The following is a 22,495-nucleotide window of genomic DNA, read 5'->3' as shown; positions in this document are numbered from 1 at the left end:
GCCTGGCACCGGAAAATAGGTTAAAATTGATTCTAAGCGCATATGGCCGGGTTTTGGGAGGAGACTGTCACCAAGGTCCCCTCCTTTCTGTTTGTCGATATGCGTTTCTGAAATTTATGTCGGAGGTATGTTAATGGACAAACAGGTAATCTTCGCAGTAGCGGTCTTCATCACTGTGTATGCCCTGATTATCTCGGAGAAGATCCACCGCACCGTCCTCGCCATGGTGGGCGGCATGTTAATGGTCGTCTTCGGTATCCTCAGCCAGGAGCAAGCCATCCATCACATCGATTTCAATACCATCGGCCTGCTGGTAGGGATGATGATCATCGTCGGCGTGACCGCCGAGACCGGCTTGTTCCGCTATCTGGCCATCTGGTCGGCCAAGAAGGTGGGCGGCGATCCGGTGAAGCTTTTCATCGCCCTCGGTACGCTCACCGCGGTGTGTTCGGCGTTGCTGGACAACGTGACCACCGTACTGTTGACGGTGCCGGTGACGATCAGCATTACCCGTCAGCTCGAGGTTCCGCCCATTCCTTATCTCGTAGCCCAGATCATCGCTTCCAATGTCGGCGGCACCGCTACCCTGATCGGCGACCCGCCGAATATCATGATCGGCAGCGCGGTCAAAGAACTGTCTTTCATGGCCTTCATCAACAATCTGTTTCTGATTGCCTTCTTTATGCATTTTATCGTCATCGCCCTTCTGGCGTGGTTTTACCGCAAAAAGCTCGTAACCACCGACGAACTGCGGGAAAAGATAATGCATCTCGACGAGACCAAGCAGCTTACCAATATTAAGCTGCTCAAGACCTGCCTGGCGGTGCTCGCGCTCACGATCTTCCTCTTCACGACTCACCAGCTTTTCCACCTGGAGTCGGCGACGGTCGCGCTGTTCGGGGCGAGCATCCTGTTGCTGCTGACCGCGAAACAGTCGGAACACGGGCTGGAGCATATTTTCCACAAGGTGGAGTGGGTGGCGCTGTTCTTCTTCGTGGGCCTGTTCGTGCTGGTCGGCGGCCTGGTGGAAACGGGCGTGATCAAGTGGCTGGCCCAGGAGGCGATCAAGCTGACGGCCGGCAACATCACGGCCACCTCGATGCTTATCCTGTGGCTGAGCGCCATCGCGTCGGCGTTCGTGGACAACATCCCCTTCGTGGCGACGATGATCCCGCTGATCAAGGATATGGGGGCGATGGGGATTACCAACCTCGAGCCGCTGTGGTGGAGCCTGGCTCTCGGCGCGTGCCTGGGCGGCAACGGCACGATCATCGGCGCGAGCGCGAACATCATCGTCGCCGGCCTGGCGGCCCAGGAAGGCTACAACATCTCCTTCAAGGGCTTTTTCAAGGTCGCTTTCCCGGTCATGTTGCTGACGATCGTCATTTCGACGGTATATGTGTACCTGCGTTACCTGCTGTAACAGAAAAGCCCGCTAAAGCAAATGCATAGGATAAGGCGCTCGGGAGGAGACTGTCACCAAGGTCTCCTCCTTGTCTTTTTTGAGCTGCGGCACATTAATTTTTGGGGAGGTTGGAGATGAGTACACAGGTTGTTTTTGCCGTTACCGTGTTCATTATCGTGTATGCGCTGATCATCTCGGAGAAGATCCACCGCACCGTCCTCGCCATGGTGGGCGGCATGCTGATGGTCGTCTTCGGTATCCTCAGCCAGGAGCAGGCCATCCACCACATCGATTTCAACACTATCGGCCTGCTGGTAGGGATGATGATCATCGTCGGCGTGACCGGCGAGACCGGCTTGTTCCGCTATCTGGCCATCTGGACGGCCAAGAAGGTGGGCGGCGACCCGGTGAAACTATTCTATGCTCTGGCGACATTGACGGCGGTGTGCTCGGCGCTGCTGGACAACGTCACCACCGTGCTGCTGACGGTGCCGGTGACGATCAGTATCACCCGCCAGCTTGAGGTATCTCCCCTGCCTTTCCTCATAACCCAGATAATCGCCTCCAACATCGGCGGCACGGCAACCCTGATCGGCGACCCGCCGAACATCATGATCGGCAGCGCGGTCAAGGAGCTGACCTTTATGGCTTTCATCGATAATCTGGCGGCGTTCTCTTTCCTGACGCACTTTATCGTCACCGCCATCCTGGCCTGGGTTTACCGCGGGCGGCTCAAGACCACCGACGAGCTGCGGGAAAAGATAATGCAGCTCGACGAGACCAAGCAACTTACCAATATCAAGCTGCTCAAGACGTGCCTGGCGGTGCTCGCGCTTACGATTTTCCTTTTCGCAACCCATCAGTTTTTCCATCTGGAATCGGCGACGGCCGCGCTGTTCGGGGCGAGCATCCTGCTGCTGCTGGCCGCGAAACAGTCGGAGCATGGGCTGGAGCATATCTTCCACAAGGTGGAGTGGGTGGCGCTGTTCTTCTTCGTGGGGTTGTTCGTGCTGGTCGGGGGCCTGGTGGAAACGGGCGTGATCAAGTGGCTGGCCCAGGAGGCGATGAAGCTGACGGCCGGCAACATCACGGCCACCTCGATGCTTATCCTGTGGCTGAGCGCCATCGCGTCGGCGTTCGTGGACAACATCCCCTTCGTGGCGACGATGATTCCGCTGATCAAAGATATGGGAGCTTTGGGGATCACCAACCTCGAACCGCTGTGGTGGAGCCTGGCTCTCGGCGCCTGCCTGGGCGGCAATGGCACGATCGTGGGCGCGAGCGCGAACATCATCGTCGTGGGCCTGGCGGCGCAGGAGGGCTACAATATCTCCTTCGGGGGGTTCTTCAAGGTGGCTTTTCCGGTCATGCTGCTGACGGTGGCAATGTCGACGGTGTATGTGTATTTGCGGTATCTGATTTGATTGCTCATCCTCAAGGGCTGCTTTTTGCGGCCGAAGTTCCCGGTTAGCCGGAAAGCCCCGTATGTTGCCCGCTCATGCGGGCGTAACACGCGGGGCTTTCTCTTTGTCTCAGGCATATGATGGAGCGAGGTGATTTTATGACTTACGCCATCCGCATTTCGCTGTCCACCCGCACCCTTTCCCTGATCGGCAACGGCCGCCTGGTCGGGACTTATCCCGTGGGGGTGGGGCGTCCCGGCCACCAGACGCCGCCGGGTTCTTACACCATCGTGGTAAAGCGGCCCAACCCCGGCGGTCCTTTCGGGGCGATGTGGCTCGGTCTGAGCATCCCCCGCTACGGCATCCACGGCACCAACAACCCCGCCTCGATCGGCGGCTATGTGTCGCGCGGCTGCATCCGGATGTATAACCGGGATGTGCTGGAGCTTGCGGGGATGGTGACGGTGGGAACGCCGGTGTACATCGGCTCCTGAAAACCGCCAGGGAGCCCATCTGCCGCGTTGATCCCGGAGCTTTCTGGACGCCTCTTATCTTAGTACCGCGTGAAACATAGGTACAATGTACGGATCGTATAAATAATGCAAGAAGAGGAAGAGCAGCAGGCCGACAACGCCGCCGACCACCGAGCCATTGATGCGTATCCAGGCCAGGTCTTCGCCGGCTTTGTCCTCGATGAACGTGTTGAGGTCTTCGTCGCTGAGGCGGATGAGCGCGTCTTTTACAACGGTGGCGACCAGGCCGTGCTCGCTGTCGATGAAGCGGTTGAGGGCGGCCTGAAGCTGTTCTTCGACCCAGTCGCGCATGGCGGAATCAGCCTTGAAGGCGGCCCACAGTTTTTCGGCCTGGCGGGCCGCCCACGCGGACGGCCAGTCGGAAGGGGCGTTGCGGACCGCCAGGGCCGCTAAGGCGGCCAGCGATTCTTCGAGCCTCAGGCGGCCGGCCAGTCCTTTCCTCCAGGTATCGAGGCCCGCCGCCCAGGCCGGGTCGCCATCCAGGCGCTCGGCGGCTGCCGCCAGCCTGGTCCGCACCCAGGCGCGGACCGGGTGGTCGGCGGCGGCGAGGTCCCGAAGCAGATGCAGAAGTTCGGCGTGTAGAACGGCGGCGGCTTCGGCGGTGTTGAGCGTGTCGGTGGCCTCGGCCAGGCTGAGGACAAGCTTTTGCCACCAGCTGCGGGCCGCGGTCCGCGAGTATTGGTCGAGGTGGCGCTCAATGGCAAGGCGGGTGCTGTCCCTGGCCGCCGCGGCGGTGATTTCGGCCAAAAGCTGTTCGGTGATCCTGTCGGCCCGGCCGCTGGCCAGCAGCCACGCAAGCCCCTGGCGGCTGTGGGCGGCAAGATCGGCTTCGTGGATAAGGGCCTTGAGCCATTTCTGCCCGTAGCGGGCGACGGCGGGGATGTCGAGGCCGGCCCAGGCCGACTGGGCGTAACGGGCGGCCAGGGAAGGCAGCAGCGCCTGACGGTCGCCTTCTTCCAGCCAGCCGACGATGACGTCCACCAGCCTGACGCCGGCCAGGCGGTTTTTGATCGATTCTTTGCTGAGCAGTTCGTTCTGGACCGCCCCGGCGATGGCGGCGACGATTTTGTCGCGGCTTTTGGGGATGAGGGCGGTGTGCCAGGGAAAGCCGAGCGGCCGCCGGAAGAGGGCGGTGACGGCGAACCAGTCGGCGATACCGCCGACCAGGGCGGCTTCGGCGACGATGAAGGCTATTCTTACGCCCAGCGAGTCCGGGTAGCGGTATTTGGCCGCCGCCGCGGCGGCAAACAGTGCGAAGACGAACGCCAGCACCCTGTTGGCTTTGCGGCGGTATGCGGCGGCACCCACGGCTACCACAAGCGGGTCAGCAGGAAGATGAGCATGCCTGCCAGTCCTCCCACGACCGAGCCGTTGATGCGGATCATCTGCAGGTCGTTGCCGACCCGGCTTTCGATGAAATCTACCAACGCTGTGGTCGAATATTGGTCGAGACGTTCGCGGACCATGGTGCCGATATGGAAGTGGTGGGTGTCGACGAACGCCATGAGCGCCTGGCGGAGGAGCCGGGCGAGCGCCTGCTGTTGGCCGGCGTCATCCCGGAAGGCAAGCACCAGGCGGTCCACCCGGGCGGTCAGCCAACGGCGGATTGCCGCCCGGCCCGTGTCGCCGGACGCCGCCTTAAGGAGGATGGCCACGCCGCCGCCGATGCGCTCGGCCAGGTCGGTCCGCCCTGCCAGCCATTCGTTCTTGGCTTGCTCGACCCTTTCTTGCAGGACGGAGTCGCTTTTGAGGCGAGCGGCAAGGGTGAGCGCCCACTGGCGCAGCTTTTCCCGCCACGGGTGGGCGGGGTCTTGAAGGGAGCGCAGCAGCAGGCCGCCCTCCCGCTGGGCGATGGCGGCCATGGCGGCGGGTGTGAAGCCAAGCCCTTCGAGGAACTGGCCGGCGAACTGGCGGCGCCTGAGGTCGCGCTCGTAGGCAAGCCGCGCCTCGCCGATGAAGGAGGCCAGCAATTCACCGACCTGCGGCTGGGCAATGAGGGCTTCGAGCTCGCCGAGCACGAAGTCGGCCAGGCGGTCGGCGAAGCCGTGCCTGACCGACCATTCGACCGTCTGGGCAAGCAGCGGGGCGAGCTTTATCTGCCCGGCGTTATCACGGATAAGGTCGGCGAGGAACCGGCCGGTTTTGTCAGGGTTGATCTGTCCTACGGCGTCGTCGCTTATTCTGGCGAGAAATTCACTGATGCGGGCTTTGCCGTCGTAATCGGCAAGGTAGCGGACGACAAGGGCGGCGATATCGTAGCGGCCGACGGTGGCGCGGATGTTTTCGCGGGTTAAGAGTTCGTCTTCAACCATGGCGATGATGGCTTCGGTGATACGGGCGCGGTTGCGGGGGATAAGCTCGGTGCGGAAGGGGATGCCGAGGGGACGCCGGAAGAGGGCGGACACGGCGAACCAGTCGGCAAGACCGCCGACCAGGGCGGCGCTGAAGCCGCTGGCGAGCAGGCCGCCGATAAAGGTGTGGGCGAAGGGATGGCTGACAATAAAGCCGAGAGACACCAGCCCCAGCGTTACGGTTGCTTTGTTTCGGTTGGTCGCGGTCATTGCTATGGCACCTTCCGGGGGTTTTTCTACAGGTTTCTTCTATATATTATGTTTTCCCCCCGACGAGGAAATCCCTTTTCTGCTTTTCACGTCGTTTTCGGATTACGCCGCGACCGCTCAGAAGCCCACGGACGCTGGGCGCCCGCACCAGTATCGCTTGTCGACGATCGCCTTATTTTACATTAACGAATTCGTTGAGGGCCGCGCCGGGCGCGATCATCGGCGTGACTATGTCCTTTGTCGCGATGTCAGCGGCGATGACGGCGGGGCCGCCGGCCTGCCAGGCGGCGGCAAAGGCGGCGGTGAATTCGGCCGGGGTGGCGACCTTCCGGCCGGGAACGCCGCATACTTCGGCGAAAGCGGCGAAATCCAGCTCGCGCGGGGCGATACTGGCCGAGTAGCGCTCGCGGTAGAAGAGCTGCTGCCACTGGCGGACCATGCCCAGGCAGCGGTTGTCGAGGACGACGGCGATTACCGGCAGGTTGTAGGCGGCGAGGGTGTGGAGCTCCATGCCGGTCATCTTGAAGCCGCCGTCGCCGGCTACAAGGACGACGCGGTGGCCGGGGGCGGCGACCTGCGCCCCGAGGGCGGCGGGGAGGCCGAAACCCATGCAGCCGAGACCGCCGGAGGTGAGCCAGGTGCTAGGCGCGTCGACGGACAGATGCTGGGCGGCCCACATTTGGTGCTGACCGACGTCGGTAGCGAAGACGACCGGCTGGCCGGCGGCCTGGCGGGAGATCTCGTTCATTATCCAGGGGGCGTTGAGGCGCTCGGCACTGTAGTCGGCTCTGTATTCCGCCCGCCAGGCGGCGACGGCGGCGGTCCAGGCGGCGATGTCGCCGGCGGCGGCCCGGGCGGCGAGGCTGGCAAGCAGCGGCCCGAGCTCGCCGATGAGGGCGATATGGCTGGCGACGTTTTTGCCGATTTCCGAGCGGTCGATGTCGAGGTGGATGAAGGTCTTGCCAGCCGGATAGCGCTTGGGGTCGCCGGTGACGCGGTCGCTGAAGCGGCTGCCGGCGGCGATGACGAGGTCGGCTTCGTGGACGGCGCGGTTGGCGGCGACGTGGCCGTGCATGCCGGTGAGGCCGAGCCACTGGGGGTGGTTGGACGGCAGGGCGCCGAGCCCCATGAGGGTGCCGACGACCGGCAGGCCGAGCTTTTCGGCGAGCAACGCCGCCTCATGGCTGGCCTGGCCGCGGATGACGCCGCCGCCGAGCACCAGGACCGGCCGCCGGGCGGCTTTGATGGCCGCCGCCGCGCGACCGACCGCTTCCTCGGTGCGCGCTTCGTCGGCCTTGCGCTTGGCAGGCGCAGGTTCGGCGGGGTAGAAGGTCAGCAGGCCCTGCTGGACGTCGCGCGGCAGGTCGACAAGCACCGGCCCCGGCCGCCCGGAGCGGGCGATGCGGAAGGCGAGGCGCATGATCTCGGGAATGCGGGCCGCGTCGCGGACGAGGAAGTTGTGCTTGGTGACCGACATGGTGATGCCGGTGATGTCGACTTCCTGGAAGGAGTCGCGGCCAAGCATGCCGGTGGGCACCTGGCCGGTGATGGCGACGAGCGGCACCGAGTCGAGGTAGGCGGCCGCCAGCCCGGTGACGAGGTTGGTCGCTCCGGGGCCGGAGGTGGCGATGCATACGCCGACCCGGCCGCCGGCGCGGGCGTAGCCGTCGGCGGCGTGGACCGCTCCCTGTTCGTGGACGGTGAGGATGTGTCTGAGGGGCGCGTCGTAGAGGGCGTCGTAAAGCGGCATGATCTGGCCGCCGGGATAGCCGAACACGGTGTCGACGCCTTCCTCGACAAGGCATTTAACGACAGCTTCAGCGCCGGTAAGCTGCATAATGTCTGCACCTCCATAATAATGCCCGGCGGCTTGCGCCAAGCCCAAAATAAAATACCCCTATCGGCGCGTGGGCGCCGATAGGGGCGGGTATCCGCGGTACCACCCTATCGTTTATTACTTTTCACACCGGCCCATCAGCCGGCTCCGCTGTAACGCGCGGTCGCGCTCCCGTCTAGGGCCGAAGCCGTCGGAGGAGAGCTCACGGGTGATCCGATATGCGGCAGCCGCGCCGGGCTTTCACCTACCCCGGCTCTCTGCGGCGGCTGCTGTTCGCATAGCCGTCCCGATCATCACTTTTATCGACACTATGATTGCGTTGACTAAAGGCTTAGACGACTCCGGCGAGGCGCAGCAGGTTCTGGTCCGCGTGCGGGTCGACGCCGCCAAGGTCGTCGCTGATCCCGCCAACATGCGCTAAACGTTCCATTCCAATCCCTCCTTGCCGTTAAATTATATCGTCTGTAAGCTGTTGTGTTATTTCTTGAGCCAGGGCATCATGGCCCTGAGGTCGCGGCCGACCTTTTCGATCTGGTGCTCGGCCTCGCTCCTGCGCATGGCGTTGAACACTGGACGATTGGCCTGATTTTCCAGGATCCACTTTTTGGCGAATTCACCGTTTTGGATCTCGGCGAGAATTTGCTTCATCTCAGCGCGAGTGGCGTCGGGAATGATGCGCCTGCCGGTCATGTAGTCGCCGAATTCGGCGGTGTCGCTGATGGAGTAGCGCATCATGCCGATGCCGCCTTCGTACATGAGGTCGACGATAAGCTTCATTTCGTGCAGACATTCAAAGTAGGCCGATTCGGGCTGATAGCCCGCTTCAACGAGCGTTTCGAAGCCCGCCTTGATGAGCTCGGTGACGCCGCCGCAGAGGACGGCCTGTTCGCCGAAGAGGTCGGTTTCGGTTTCTTCCTTGAAGGTGGTGGCCAGAACGCCGGCGCGGGTGCCGCCGATGCCGCGGGCGTAAGCGAGGGCAAGCTCCTGGGCGTTGCCGGTGAAGTTCTGGTGGACGGCCATCAGGCAGGGAACGCCTTTGCCTTCGGTGTACATCCGGCGGACGAGGTGGCCGGGGCCTTTGGGGGCGACCATGAAGACGTCGATGTTGTCGGGCGGCACGACCTGGCTGAAGTGGATGTTGAAGCCGTGGGCGAAGGCGAGGGCGGCGCCGGCTTTGAGGTTGGGGGCGATGTGGTCGCGGTAGACCTGGCCCTGTTTTTCGTCGGGGATGAGGATCATAACGATGTCGGCGCCGCTGACGGCGTCGGCCACGGCGGCGACCTTGACGCCGTCGTTTTCGGCTTTGTGCCAGGATTTGCTGCCTTTATAGAGGCCGACGGTTACGTCGATGCCGCTCTCCTTGAGGTTGAGGGCGTGGGCGTGGCCCTGGCTGCCGTAACCGATGACGGCGATTTTCTTGCTGCTGATCATATCCCAGTTGGCGTCAAGATCATAATACAATTTGCTCATAGTATTCTCTCCTCTCGTACTGGTGGATGTTGCTGGCGCCCCTGGCCAGACCGGCGAGGCCGGTGCGGACCAATTCGATGATGCCGTAGGGGCCGAGCAGGTCGACGAAGGCGTCTATTTTGTCGTCGTCGCCGGTAATTTCAAACGTGGCTGTGTGCTCGGACAGGTCGACGATACTGGCGCGGAAAACTTCGGCGAGTTTGAGGACTTCGGGCTGCTTGTCGCCGCCGGCCGCAATCTTGACCATCGCGATCCCCCGCCGTACCGAGGCCTCGGGGGGCAGGAGCTGAATGGCTTCGACTTCGACGAGCTTGTCGAGCTGTTTGACGACCTGGTCGAGGATACCGTTGTCACCGCACACCGCCACGGTAATTCGCGAATATCTCGGATCCTGGGTCGGGCCGACGGCCAGGCTGTGGATGTTGAAGCCCCGCCGCGAAAACATCCCTGCGACCCTGACCAGCACGCCCGGCTGATTGTAAACTAGTATTGACAGCACGTGTTTCATGGTCGACCTCCTCCTAAAAGTACAAGCATACAGGATACTGTATACAAAACATATGGGTATAAAAATGCCTGCGCGAAAGTCTCCTACTTAATTCGTAAGAAACTTCCCGCAGGGTCTTTTATACCCACGGTGTAATGCGTTATCGCATTCTGCGCCGCTCGGTCCAGACCCGCGTGTTAACGGCGGAACCCTAGACGCACTTCCTTACATCACGTCATTGTAATGTTGTATACATTATCCACGGACTCAAGAGTTTTGTCAATACACTTTTAATAAGTTCCTTTTTTCTTTTACTTACGCCCCGAGCGATTGGCGCAGCAGGTTTTCATCCGCCCGCGGGTCGATCCCGGGGATGGCTTCGGCGTCGGCGGGAGAATACGGGTTGTTGCTGACGGTCACTAAGGCCACCTCCTTTCAGATGTCGAGATAGGCATTGATGGCTGCCCCGGGCGGCACCATGGGAGTTACGAGGTCTTGGGCGGCGATGTTGGCGACGATCACCCGCGGGCCGGGAGCGGCGAGGGCGGCCGCAAAGGCGGCGGCGAATTCACGGGGGGTGTCGGCGGTGGCGGCGGGGATGCCGAAGGCGGCGGCGAAGGCGGTAAAGTCGACGGCAGGCAGCTCGCAGGCGGTGTAACGTTTGTCGAAGAAGGCGTGTTGAAGCTGGCGGATCATGCCAAGGCCGTTGTTGTTGACGATGACGGAGATGACCGGCAGACGGTGAACGGCGATGGTGTAGAGCTCGGCGCCGGTCATTTTGAAGCCGCCGTCGCCGGCGATATGGATGACGCGTTTTCCGGGGCAGGCGGCCTGCGCTCCCATGGCGGCCGGTAGGCCGAAACCCATGGCGCCGAGGCCGCCCGAGGTGAGCCAGGTGCGCGGGGTTTCGATTTTGAGGTGCTGGGCGGCCCACATCTGGTGCTGGCCGACGTCGGTGGCGAAGATGCAGTCGAGGCCTGTCGTCTGGGCGGAGATTTCCGCGAACAGCCCTGGGGCGGTGAGGCGCTCTCCGGCGGGCTTTGAGCGGTAATCGACTTGCCAGGCGGCGATTTTTTCCCACCAGGCTTCAGTGTCGCCGCCTACTGATACTCTGGCGGCGAGGAAGGAGAGGATAGTTTTCATGTCGCCGGTAAGGCCGATGCCGGCGGCGACGTTTTTGTCGATTTCCGCCGGGTCGACATCGATGTGGATGAGGGTTTTGCCGGCGGCGTACTTGGCCCGGTCGCCGGTGACGCGGTCGCTGAACCGGCTGCCAACGGCGATGATGAGGTCGGCGTCATGGATGCAGTTGTTGGCCGGTTTATGGCCATGCATGCCGGTAAGGCCGAGGAAGAGCGGATGGGACGCGGGGATGGCGCCGAGGCCCATGAGGGTGCAGACGACCGGGCAGGAGAGCTTTTCGGCCAGTGCGGCGGCTTCGGCCGAGGCGTCGGCGGCCACGGCGCCGCCGCCGACGATGATGACCGGCCGCTCGGCGCGGCCGATGGCTTCGGCCGCAGCATCGATGCGGGTCAGCACCGCCCCGCTTAGGGCAAAGGGCACTTTGGCCGGTTCGGCGGCCGGCTCGAACAAGACCTCCGCTGTCTGGATGTCGCGCGGCACGTCGACGAGCACTGGGCCGGGGCGGCCGGAGGCGGCGATGCGAAAGGCGTAGCGGAGGGTCTCGGCCAGCTTGGCGGCGTCCTTGACGAGGAAGTTGTGCTTGGTTATCGGCATGGTTATGCCGGTGATGTCGACTTCCTGGAAGGCGTCGCGGCCGATGAGGGAGATGGGCACCTGGCCGGTGATGGCGACGACGGGGACGGAGTCCATGAAGGCGGCCGCAAGGCCGGTGACGAGGTTGGTGGCCCCCGGTCCCGAGGTGGCGATGCATACCCCGGTCCGGCCGCTGGCGCGGGCGTAGCCGTCGGCGGCGTGGGCCGCGCCCTGTTCGTGGACGGTGAGGATATGGCGCACGGGCGAGTCGCGAAGGGCGTCGTAGAGCGGCAGGATTGTGCCGCCGGGGTAGCCGAAAACGGTGTCGACGCCTTGTTCTTTAAGGCATTCGACGATGATTTGGGCGCCGGATATTTTCATGCCGCTTCACCTCCTTCGTTATGGGGATGCCGCAGATGGATTTTTCACGCACCCCTGTTAAAGCTGCTTGATTATCAGTTTGCCCATTTCTTCGGTCGAAACTTTGGTAAGCCCCGGGCGATACAGGTCGGCGGTCCGGTAACCCTCGGCGAGGACGGCGTCGACGGCCTGCTCGACGGCGGCGGCGGGCGCCTCGGCCCTGAGGGAGTGGCGGAGAAGCATGGCCGCCGAGAGAATTGTACCGACGGGGTTGGCGATGCCCTGGCCGGCGATGTCGGGGGCGGAGCCATGGATGGGCTCGTAGAGGCCGGGGCCGTCGCCGATGCTGGCCGAGGGCAGCAGGCCGATGGAGCCGGCGACGACGGCGGCTTCGTCGCTCAGGATGTCGCCGAACAGGTTGCCGGTGACGATGACGTCGAAGGTTTTGGGGCCGAGGACTAACTGCATGGCGCAGTTGTCAACGTACATGTGGCTCAGTTCGGTGCCTTCCTCTTGGGCTATGGCGGAAGCGACCCGCCGCCAGAGGCGGGAAGAGGCAAGGACGTTGGCTTTGTCGACGGAGGTGACTCTGCCGCGGCGTCCTTTGGCGGCCTTGCAGGCCATACGGACGATGCGGGCGACCTCGGGGACGCTGTATATTTCGGTGTCCCAGGCCCGTTCGACGCCGTCCGCGGTCTCGCTTTCGCATTTCGGCCCGAAGTAGATACCGCCGGTGAGTTCGCGGACGATGAGGATGTCGGTGCCGGTGACGATTTCGGGCTTGAGGGGGGAGTAGGCGGCAAGGGCAGCCGATACTTTGACCGGCCGGAGGTTGGCGTAGAGACCGAGGGCTTTGCGGAGGCCGAGGATGGCCTTTTCGGGGCGGATATCGGGGGCGACGGTATCCCATTTCGGCCCGCCAACCGCGCCGAGAAGAACGGCGTCAGCGGTTTTGGCGGCGGCCAGGGTGTCATCGGGCAGGGGCACGCCGGTAGCATCGATGGCCGCACCGCCGGCCAGGCAGGTGGCGTATTCGAGGTCGAGGCCGGCTTTGCGGGCGGCGAGGGTGAGGATTTCCCGAGCGGCGGCGGTCACCTCGGGGCCGATGCCGTCCCCGGGGATGATGGCGATTTTTTTGCTGCTCACGCCTTTTCCCCCTTGACGTAGTTGATGAGACCGCCGGCTTTGGCGATGTCCTGGATGAAGCCGGGCAGCGGCTGGATGGCGAATTTTTTGCCGCTGGCCAGGTTTTCGATGCTGCCGACGCCGAGGTCGACGCGGATCCGGTCGCCGTTTTTGATTTCGGCGACGGCCGCGCCCAGCTCGACGAGGGGCAGGCCGATGTTGATGCCGTTGCGGTAGAAGATGCGGGCGAAGCCATCGGCGATGACGCAGGTGACACCGCTGGTCTTGATGGCGAGGGGGGCGTGCTCGCGGGAGGAGCCGCAGCCGAAGTTGCGGCCGGCGACGATGATGTCGCCCGGTTTAACCTTACCGGCGAAGGTCGGGTCGATGTCTTCCATGCAGTGGGCGGCAAGGGCTTGGGGGTCGGCGGTGTTGAGGTAGCGGGCGGGGATGATGACATCGGTGTCGACGTTGTCCCCGTAGCGCCAGACGTTGCCTTCAAGAATCATTTCATCACCTCCCTGGGGTCGGAGATATGGCCGGTGACGGCGCTGGCGGCGGCGACAGCCGGGCTGGCGAGGTAGACTTCGCTGTCGACGTGGCCCATGCGGCCGCGGAAGTTGCGGTTGGTGGTGCTTACTGCCCGTTCGCCGGCGGCGAGGATGCCCATGTAGCCGCCAAGGCAGGGTCCGCAGGTAGGGGTGCTGACGACGGCGCCGGCGCGGATGAAGGTGGCTATGTAGCCGCGCGCCATGGCTTCGGCGTATATCTGCTGGCTGCCGGGGATGACGATGGCCCGTACGTCGGGGTGGATTTTGCGGCCGGCAAGGACGGACGCGGCCTGGGCGAGGTCGTCGAGGCGGCCGTTGGTGCAGGAGCCGATGACGGCCTGGTCGATGGCGATGTGGGCGAGCTCGGTCGCAGGCTTGACGTTCTCCGGCAGGTGGGGCATGGCGACGACGGGGGCGAGACTGCCGAGATCGATGGCGACGGTCTGGGCGTACTCGGCGTCGGGGTCGGCGGCGACGGGAGTGAAGGGCCGCTTGACCTTGTCGGCTAGATAGGCTTCGGTGGCGCCGTCGACCGGGAAGATGCCGTTTTTGGCACCGGCTTCGACCGCCATGTTGGCGATGGTGAAGCGGTCGGTCATCGACAGGGCGGCGACGCCGGGGCCGGTGAATTCGAGGGCCTGGTAGCGGGCGCCCTCGACGCCGATCATGCCGATGAGGGTGAGGATGACGTCTTTGCCGGTGACCCAGCGCGACGGTTTGCCGGTGAGCTCGACCTTGATGGCGGATGGCACCTTGAACCAGGTGTCGCCGGTGGCCATGGCCGCGCCGGCGTCGGTGTGGCCGACGCCGCTGGCGAAAGCGCCGAGGGCGCCGTAGGTGCAGGTATGGGAGTCGGCGCCGATGATGAGTTCGCCGGGGGCGATGAGGCCTTCCTCGGGCAGGAGGACGTGCTCGATGCCCATGCGACCGACTTCCCAGTAGTTGGTGATGGCGTGCTTTTTGGCGAAGTCGCGCAGCGCCTTGGCCTGTTCGGCAGATTTAATGTCTTTGTTTGGGGTGAAATGATCGGGGACAAGGGCTATTTTGTGCCGGTCGAAGACGGGGCGGCCGATTTTATCGAATTCGACGATTGCCGGCGGCCCGGTGATGTCGTTCGCGAGGACGAGGTCGACCCGGCATTTGATGAGCTGGCCGGGGACGACTTTGTCCAGACCCGCGCACCGGGCAAGGATTTTTTCCGTCATAGTCATGCCCATTGGTTTATTCTCCTCCCGCTGCCATGTCGCCGGCGGCCGGGTGGCCGCAGGTGGCGATGAGTTTATTGATGGCGCCGACGTAGGCCCTGGCGCTGGCTTCGATGATGTCGGTGCTGAGGCCGCGGCCGCTGATTACCCGGCCATCCTGCTCAAGCCAGACGGTCGCTTCGCCGAGGGCGTCCTCGCCGGAGGTGACGGCTTTGATCTGGTAGTCTTTCAGGCAGATGGGGAATCCGACCGCTTTTTCGATTGCTTTGAAGGCGGCGTCGACCGGCCCGTCGCCGCATGCAGCCTGCTCGGTGAAGCCGCGGTCGGTCTCGATCCTGACCATGGCGGTGGCGGTGGTCTGGTTGCCGCTTACGACATGGTGGTTCACAAGCCTGAACCATTCGGGCATGGCGGATGCCTTCTCGGCTACGAGGGCTTCGATGTCGCGATCGAAAACCATTTTCTTGCGGTCGGCCAGTTCCTTGAATTTGACGAAGATTTCGTTGATGCGCTCGGGTTCGAGATCGTAGCCGAGGGTTTTGAGGCGTTCTTCGAGGGCGTGGCGGCCGGATAGTTTGCCAAGGATGAGGGCGTTGCGGTTGAGGCCAATGGTCTCCGGACGCATGATTTCGTAGGTGAGGGCGTTGTTGAGGACGCCGTGCTGGTGGATGCCCGATTCGTGGGCGAAGGCGTTGTCGCCGACGACCGCTTTGTTGGGCTGGACGGCGATGCCGCTCAGCACACTGACCAGCCGCGAGGCACGGTAGATGTGGCTGGTGTCGATGCCGGTGGCGGCCCGGTAGTATTCGGGGCGGGTGTGGAGGGCCATGATGATTTCTTCCATGGCGGCGTTGCCGGCCCGCTCGCCAAGGCCGTTGACGGTGCACTCGACCTGGCCGGCGCCGTTTAAGACGGCGGCGAGCGAGTTGGCTACAGCCATGCCAAGGTCGTTGTGACAGTGAACGCTGACGACAGCCTGGTCGATGTTGGGGACGTGCTCGCGGATGTAGCGGATGAGGGCGCCGAACTCGTCTGGGGTGGTGTAGCCGACGGTGTCGGGGATGTTGATGGTGGTGGCGCCGGCGGCGATGGCGGCGGTGAAGACCCGGCAGAGGTAGTCGCGGTCGGAGCGGGAGGCGTCTTCGGCGGAGAATTCGACGTCGTCGACAAACTTGCGGGCGTGGCGGACCGCGTCCTGGGCGGCGGCCAGCACCTCGTCCCGGGTCATTTTGAGCTTATACTGCAGGTGGATGTCGCTGGTGGCGATGAAGGTGTGGATGCGCGGCCGCTCGGCTTTTTTGAGGGCGTTGACGGCGGCGTCGATGTCCTTGGAACTGGTGCGCGCGAGGCCGGCGATGACCGGGCCGCGGACCTTGGCGGCGATTTCGCTGACGGCGGCGAAGTCGCCGGGCGAGGCGGCGGGGAACCCGGCCTCGATGATGTCGACGCGGAGCTTTGCAAGGGTTTGGGCAATCTCCAGTTTTTCGGCGGCGTTGAGGGTGACGCCCGGAGTCTGTTCGCCGTCCCGCAGCGTCGTATCGAATATCCTGATAATCCTCGTGTCCATGTCGGTCCTCCTCTTTTTGTGTCGGCGAAAACAAAACCGCCCCTACTGACGCCATGACGTCAATAGGGGCGGAATATTCCGCGGTACCACCCTACACTGTACTCTCTCACCGCCCATCAGCGGCTGCCGGCTAACGCCCGGCCTACGTCTTCGCCTAGTTGCACGGGTGTGCTTTCAGCGAAACAGTTCATGGGCGAGTTGTTCGGAGACGGCTTCCGCACCGGTTCGCAGCAACCACCGGCTCTCTGAGCGGTTTGGGCCGATCCTTTTCTCCCAATCATCACCTGTAGATTGTTCGTTATTCGGTTTTCCGGGAACGGACGCCAAGCCGATAAACTGTAAACTCCGCGTCCATTACCGCCAATTTCGGCGGCGAAGTGTAACATTGTATACAATATACCAGTACGCGGGGATGTTGTCAATAGGGTGGCGAGAATATTTTTTAGGCGGTTGTTGTGTGCCTGTGCAGTAAAATTTTTACCAATTTTCTTAGTGGAAGTACTGGGTCTACCTGCAGCAATATTGTTTGGGGCAATAGCAGTTTTCCATTTTTCGCTACAAAAACTAATTCTGGTTAAAATACTTTTATAATCAGAGTTTTTACTTTAGCTCAGGATAGTAAGAGGCTCATGAGTTATCGCTAAACCAAAGTTATTTCTTCTTAAGGTGATCAATTAAGATGCTTCCTACCCGTTGGCGATGGTCTCTGATCAGCTTTTCGACAGTGTCGCCGTCGTGCTCTTTGATTGCCTTTAGGATAGCTTTGTGCTCCTGGACTGATTCTTGCGGTCTCCTCTTAGAAAGGCTGAACACTGCTCGCGTACGCTCAGATCCGTCCCACATCTCATATATCATTCTATAGAGGCGTTTCAGGGGCGAATGCTCATATATTTTCTGATGGAACTTGCGGTTTAAAATGCCGAAATTAACATTATCCTCTGTGTGAATGCACCTTTCCATTTCTTCTATACACATTTCCAAATCCGCGATCGCTTCGTCGCCGATGAATGGAATTGCGGTTCTTGCAGCGTACCCCTCCAGCAGACTTCTAATATCCGTAACTTCTCTTATATCGTCCAAATCAAAAGTAGCGACCTGAGCGCCGGCATGAGGTGTCATTGTCACTAAATTCTGTGCTTCTAGCATCCGGATAGCTTCTCTTACAGGAATTTCCGAAACACCCAAATCTTGGGCAATTTTTTTTATGATTAATCTCGTTCCCGGTTCAAGCTTTCCGCTCACAATATTCTCGCGCAGTACATTATATACTGCTTCGAGTTTGGTCGTTATCACCGGCTGCTTCCCGTTCGCAAGCAGATCAAAGATTTTCATCCCCTCCTCAGAACCGATTCTCCTGCATTTTCTTTAGAACCGTTATTATATATTATATAATAATATATCTTTTGATGCCACCTATCTCACCCAATCCGGCTGGTCTCCTCTCGCCAGTTAAGCACCTCTTATTTGATCGGCTGCTTTTTGGTGGCTTTGCCCGTGTTGACACGCCCGCCATGGTCCGACTATCTGGCTGATTCTGCGACAAAGCTGCATTTTCTGTCCCCTCAGCTAAGCATCAACAAGGCTTCAAGCACTCCTCCCGCCACCGCCCGGGCCTTGTCGCTGATTGCCGAACAGTATTCCGGGGTGCCCGCGGGTCGACGTCGCCGATCTTAAGCGCCGTTTTCACCCCGCAGCCGTCGCGGATGAGGCCGCGCAGTAGGCAACGCCGCTGGCCAGATTGCCGGCTCCTTTTATCAAAATCAACGGCCCTTTCATTGATCAAGCACCATCTGTCAGACCTCAAGTTTTGTCGAGTTTTCTAAATCATCTGCCATAGAACTCAGTTCCTCCCCCGCTGCCGATAATTCTTGTATAACAGCTACTTGATTCTGCACCAACTGTTTCACGGCATGCATCTGCTGGCCAGTATCGTCAAAGGATTGGCATATTAGCTTAATCATTGTCTGAATCCTTCTTGCCGACTCCGCGCTCCGGTGAGCCAGCGCCCTTACCTCGTCGGCGACCACCTTGAACCCCGCTCCCTGGTTTCCTGCTCTGGCCGCCTCGATAGCGGCGTTTATTCCCAAAATATTAGTCTGTCTCGCAATGTTGTCGATAAAATCAATAATGGTATTGGTCTCAGCAATAGTCGTCTCCATGAAGTTCAGCCTGGTCCTCAGCATGTTCTCCGCTGCCGCCAGATCGTCCGACTGCTGATTAAAACTTTGCAAAGAGGAAGCCAGTTGTTGCGAAGACACCTTTAGATTAAGCGCTGTTTGCCTGATACAATCGTGCTTATCGGTCCTTTCCGTTGTAATCACGCACCCCACGGGAACGGCCCTTTCGTCGCAAAACGGCATAGCGTTGACGATGTAAGGTATTCCCCAGGGAGATTGCTCCCTCGTCATTTCCACCAGGACTTTTCTTTTTTCACGCAAGGCAACCTCGCCGGCAGACCCAGGCTTCATCCTGTCACCGGGTTTAATACCGAAATCTAGGTTCCGCGCCGGCACATATACGATGCACGTGTCGTTATCCCACACGGAAACGCCTATGTCGGCGGACGTGATATCGTTGATGCAATGCGCAATCCTGACGAAATGCAAGATCGCCTCCCTGCCGCTGACAACCTGCCTGTCTGTTTCCATCAATACTCCTCAACTTCGCCTTCAATCTCTTTGTCTGTCCACTGTGTAAAGAACTGCACCTGATGGTGCAGTTCTTTACACAGTAATGCTAGCTTAGCGTAACATACCAGAAGCGGACGGCCGCGGCTAAAGCGATAAGGAAAGTTATTCCTAAGCCGATATTGTACCAGGTGCCGGCGCGATATTTCCCGACGACTTCCTGCTTGTTCATGAGGTACCACCAGGCGGCGATACCCAGAGGCATAAACGTGGAGTTAAACGCCGCCCCCCATGCGACCCAGCTGAAAGGATTCCATCCAAAGAGCGGGACGGTCAGCATTAAAACAAATAGGCTTGTCTGCAGTATTTTAAAAAACTTTGTCCCCGGTTCCGGTTTTCTGCCGATGATATCAGATACCGTATACGCATGAACAGCTGATTCTGCCACCATAGTGCTCAGAACTGCACCAAACAAACCCAGACAGAATAATACCGTGCTGAATTTGCCTGCCAAAGGCTCCAGCGCAGTCGCAGCTTGAACTGCAGTCTTAGGAGTGATACCGGCTTTAAACAGGGTTGAAGCCACTACGATTAGAACGCCCAACTGCACCAGGAACAAAAATATGTTGGTCATTACTGTCTCAAAGCGAAAATTCGCCAACCTGCTTGGTCCCCATCCGCTGGTTCTCGTAGCGAAGGCTTGAATTGTCGGCACATTGATGGCGAGGGCCGATCCCAGCACGGCGGTGAACAACAGGACGGCATTTTTGCTCGTCGGAAGTTCGATAAGGAATAGCCCGCTGAAGAAACCTGACCAATCGACATCGACGAAGACAAGCGTAACCAAAAAGCTCGCCGTCAGCGCATATACCATCCACTTGAGCATGTTCTGCACTACATCCATTGCAGCCTTACCGGGAACCAGCGCAATAAAAGCGGCAATAACCACGCTTGTGATCCCCCAGACTGTCTGAGAGAGCATCGGGAACAGCGTGTGCAGTACCAATCCTCCTAACACGACCTGAAGAGTCGCGAACACCAAATTTACAATTACGATTGCGGATCCTACCAGCCAGCCAACAGCCGGGCTAATATGCTCACGCATCACGGTTATTGGGTTTTTCCCGGTGACCACGGTAAGCTGTACGCACGCCATAGTACACATGAATATCGCGAATGTTGCAAAAATAAATACCCAGCCAAATTTAAACCCTGTCGCCGCGGCCAGTAGCACGGAATTAGTAACCGTCCCGCCGCCAATGTTCAATCCGGCAGCCATCCAAGCCGGCCCCGAAGTTTTCCACATCTCCAGATAACTTTTCCCGGACTGGTTCTGAAGTTCCGGACTTGCGCTCATCTCTCTTGCTCCCCCTTCTGTTTTAGGTATCTGTCAGACTGCTATCTATCGTTAAGTGCTCGCCATACTTTTTCCGGGGTTAGAGGCAAATCTTTAATCCATACTCCGGTTGCATCTCTGACGGCATCCGCTATCGCCGGGGCAGGAGAAATAGCGCCGCTTTCGCCCAGTCCTTTGGCGCCATAAGGCCCTGGGCCATCTTGGTTTTCTATGAACGCGCTTTTCATATCCCGAGGCACATCCATAATCGTCGGGATTCGGTAATCCAAAGCTCCGCCGTTTTTCAGCCGGCCACCCTCGTCATATATCATTTGCTCCATCAGCGCATGGCCCATAGCCATAATCGACGCCCCTTCTTCCTGGGATTTCGCTTGCAAGGGGTTGATAGCTTTGCCGATGTCGCTTACGTTGACGAGTTTGTTGACGGTTACTTTTCCTGTTTCCGCATCCACCTTTACCTCTGCAGCGGTAAAGATGACTTCCCAGAAATCGGTCAGTCCGCCCAACGCATTTGTCGGGTCTTTTGTTCCCTTGAACACGCCTCGGCCGATCACTTCGCCCTGATTTACCCCGAGATACTTTTGTAACAGCTCAGGATAGGATATTACTCCGTTGCACCCTTCCACGAGGCCGCCAGAGATCTTCACCTCCTCTCCAATATCAATCAACTTTAGTTCATGAGCCATTTCCCTCAACTGGCGTAATATATCCTTGCAGGCCAAGTTAACCGCATTGCCCATACTGACCGTCGAACGGCTGCCAGCAGTGCATAGGTCAAAAGGGACTGTAGCCGTATCACCCATGACGACGGTGATTCTTTCCACAGGAAGGCCCAGCGCTTCCGCCGCGATCTGAGTAAACACCGTTCTGGCCCCCTGCCCCATCTCGGTCGTGCCGACCGCGACGGTCACGCTGTCGTCGGCATGCAACTTCACGATAGCGTTAGACACGGCCGCCGGCACCGGGTTCTTGATGCCTACCGAAATGCTCCTTCCCAGGCCAGCCGCCTTGGGCGAGTGCCAGCCGATCATTTCGGCAGCCAGCTTGATACCCTGTTTCCAGTCCCCGTCGGCCGGAGTATCCTCGGGAACAAGTGTCTCTCCCCTATTAGGAAGATTCCTTAAACGTATCTCCAAAGCATCGATGCCAATCAAACGACAGGCTTCGTTTAACTGTGATTCAATTGCCCAAACCATCTGGGGCATCCCGAAGCCACGGGCCGCAGTACTTGGAACGGTATTAGAATAAATTGCGTTGGCGGTTGTCCTTACGTTCGGCACTCTATATGGTCCACATCCGCCCAGATATCCGGCCTTGGCCACGACGCGCGGCGCCGAGTCGGCGTAGGCGCCGATTTGGTAGTCCGCGACAACATCCTGAAACACGATTCGGCCGGTTCTGTCAAATCCGGAAGCGATCTTGACCCGCGCCGAAAGACGACGGGCGGTATAAAACCCTTCGTTCATCGAAAAGTGGAGCTTTACAGGTCTTCCTGTCCTTAGGGCGAGATAAGCGGCCAACGGTTCATATTTCGCGTAGCCTTTCGCGCCGAAGCCGCCGCCGATAGGCACGGAAACTACTCTTACCTGCGAAAGGCTTAGGTTTAATGCGGAAGCAACTACCCGCCGCAATATGAACGGATGCTGCACCGGCGATTTAATAACAACCCCGCCGTTTTCCGGGTAAGCAATGACACAGAAAGGCTCTATGGGCAAATGGTGAATCATAGGGAATTCATATGTGTTTTCGATTATATATTCACTGCCCTTTTTGGCCTCTTCTACATCTCCCCAGCTATATAAGTACGAACTGTGAACATTTCCTTTGCAGCTAAGTCCCGCCTCATTGGCATGTATGTTGAGAGCATCCGCGGCCAAAGCCTGGTCGATCGTGCATAAAGCAGGCAGTGCCTCGTATTCCGCCCAAACTTTCTTAACCGCATCCTGCGCTGCCCCTTCAGTTTCCGCCAATACTACGGCGACGGGCTCGCCGTAAAATTTGACTTTTTCATCCGCAAGAACAGGCTGTTCCGCAGTTACCGGCCCGAAACGGGGAATCGGGTGTGGTAGATCCGCTGATGATAATACGTCAAATACACCCTGGCTCTTTTTGGCCTCTTCGGTATGTACCCGAATTATACGAGCGTGTGCATGGTCGGAACGAAAAATTTTTCCATAAAGCATCCCTGGCATAAATATATCGTTCGTATACCGGATTGCCCCAGTCACTTTGCTAACAGCATCAGTTCTTGTTATGTTTTTACCGATAAACTCTAAACCCATATATTACAC

General features: G+C 59.9%; 17 protein-coding genes and 1 other annotated feature. Of the genes, 3 read left to right on the top strand and 14 right to left on the bottom strand.

What is annotated here, in order from left to right; translation table 11 throughout:
* Nucleotides 1–133: 133 nt before the first annotated feature.
* From Q4T40_19805 to Q4T40_19795, 3 genes are all read left to right on the top strand, one after another.
* Entirely contained in the window at nt 134–1,423 is a 1,290-nt protein-coding gene (locus tag Q4T40_19805; protein ID MDT8903478.1) for an ArsB/NhaD family transporter, read from the top strand.
* Nucleotides 1,424–1,539: 116 nt separating this feature from the next.
* A complete protein-coding gene (locus Q4T40_19800; protein ID MDT8903477.1) occupies nt 1,540–2,829 on the top strand; it encodes an ArsB/NhaD family transporter in 1,290 nt (429 codons plus the stop codon).
* A gap of 137 nt (nt 2,830–2,966) precedes the next feature.
* Nucleotides 2,967–3,302, top strand: coding sequence for a L,D-transpeptidase (locus Q4T40_19795; GenBank protein MDT8903476.1), 336 nt, complete (start codon nt 2,967–2,969; stop codon nt 3,300–3,302).
* A gap of 54 nt (nt 3,303–3,356) precedes the next feature.
* Here Q4T40_19795 and Q4T40_19790 read toward each other — a convergent pair whose 3' ends face one another.
* The 14 genes from Q4T40_19790 to Q4T40_19725 form a co-directional block, all read right to left on the bottom strand.
* Complete coding sequence (locus tag Q4T40_19790) at nt 3,357–4,658, bottom strand: DUF445 domain-containing protein (GenBank protein MDT8903475.1); 1,302 nt, start codon at nt 4,656–4,658, stop codon at nt 3,357–3,359.
* Nucleotides 4,652–5,902 (bottom strand): DUF445 domain-containing protein, encoded by a 1,251-nt coding sequence (locus Q4T40_19785; GenBank protein ID MDT8903474.1) that lies wholly within the window; start codon nt 5,900–5,902, stop codon nt 4,652–4,654. Before Q4T40_19785 ends, Q4T40_19790 begins: the two co-directional genes overlap by 7 nt.
* A gap of 172 nt (nt 5,903–6,074) precedes the next feature.
* Entirely contained in the window at nt 6,075–7,739 is a 1,665-nt protein-coding gene (gene ilvB, locus Q4T40_19780; GenBank protein ID MDT8903473.1) for a biosynthetic-type acetolactate synthase large subunit, read from the bottom strand.
* A 477-nt stretch (nt 7,740–8,216) separates the two neighbouring features.
* Complete coding sequence (gene ilvC / locus Q4T40_19775) at nt 8,217–9,209, bottom strand: ketol-acid reductoisomerase (protein MDT8903472.1); 993 nt, start codon at nt 9,207–9,209, stop codon at nt 8,217–8,219.
* Nucleotides 9,190–9,717, bottom strand: a complete 528-nt coding sequence (ilvN, locus tag Q4T40_19770) for an acetolactate synthase small subunit (protein MDT8903471.1) — start codon at nt 9,715–9,717, stop codon at nt 9,190–9,192. Before ilvN ends, ilvC begins: the two co-directional genes overlap by 20 nt.
* 414 nt (nt 9,718–10,131) lie before the next feature.
* Nucleotides 10,132–11,793, bottom strand: coding sequence for a biosynthetic-type acetolactate synthase large subunit (ilvB, locus tag Q4T40_19765; protein MDT8903470.1), 1,662 nt, complete (start codon nt 11,791–11,793; stop codon nt 10,132–10,134).
* 57 nt (nt 11,794–11,850) lie between these two features.
* Nucleotides 11,851–12,918, bottom strand: a complete 1,068-nt coding sequence (gene leuB / locus Q4T40_19760) for a 3-isopropylmalate dehydrogenase (protein MDT8903469.1) — start codon at nt 12,916–12,918, stop codon at nt 11,851–11,853.
* Entirely contained in the window at nt 12,915–13,406 is a 492-nt protein-coding gene (locus Q4T40_19755) for a 3-isopropylmalate dehydratase small subunit (GenBank protein MDT8903468.1), read from the bottom strand. Before Q4T40_19755 ends, leuB begins: the two co-directional genes overlap by 4 nt.
* Nucleotides 13,403–14,665, bottom strand: coding sequence for a 3-isopropylmalate dehydratase large subunit (gene leuC / locus Q4T40_19750; protein MDT8903467.1), 1,263 nt, complete (start codon nt 14,663–14,665; stop codon nt 13,403–13,405). Before leuC ends, Q4T40_19755 begins: the two co-directional genes overlap by 4 nt.
* Nucleotides 14,666–14,669: 4 nt before the next feature.
* Entirely contained in the window at nt 14,670–16,220 is a 1,551-nt protein-coding gene (locus Q4T40_19745) for a 2-isopropylmalate synthase (GenBank protein MDT8903466.1), read from the bottom strand.
* A 61-nt stretch (nt 16,221–16,281) separates the two neighbouring features.
* Nucleotides 16,282–16,510, bottom strand: a binding site (T-box leader).
* A 361-nt stretch (nt 16,511–16,871) separates the two neighbouring features.
* Nucleotides 16,872–17,552, bottom strand: a complete 681-nt coding sequence (locus tag Q4T40_19740; GenBank protein MDT8903465.1) for a GntR family transcriptional regulator — start codon at nt 17,550–17,552, stop codon at nt 16,872–16,874.
* A 461-nt stretch (nt 17,553–18,013) separates the two neighbouring features.
* On the bottom strand, nt 18,014–18,868 hold the full coding sequence (locus Q4T40_19735; GenBank protein MDT8903464.1) for a methyl-accepting chemotaxis protein: 855 nt from the start codon (nt 18,866–18,868) through the stop codon (nt 18,014–18,016).
* 88 nt (nt 18,869–18,956) lie between these two features.
* Nucleotides 18,957–20,204, bottom strand: a complete 1,248-nt coding sequence (locus Q4T40_19730; protein MDT8903463.1) for a divalent metal cation transporter — start codon at nt 20,202–20,204, stop codon at nt 18,957–18,959.
* Nucleotides 20,205–20,245: 41 nt separating this feature from the next.
* On the bottom strand, nt 20,246–22,486 hold the full coding sequence (locus Q4T40_19725) for a xanthine dehydrogenase family protein molybdopterin-binding subunit (protein MDT8903462.1): 2,241 nt from the start codon (nt 22,484–22,486) through the stop codon (nt 20,246–20,248).
* Nucleotides 22,487–22,495 lie beyond the last annotated feature (9 nt).

The organism is Selenomonadales bacterium 4137-cl (assembly GCA_032334055.1).
GTDB classification, from domain to species: Bacteria; Bacillota; Negativicutes; order Sporomusales; family UBA7701; genus Anaeroselena; species Anaeroselena agilis.
Note: the sequence above shows the minus strand (reverse complement) of the source record. Positions and strands in the feature narration are given on the sequence as shown.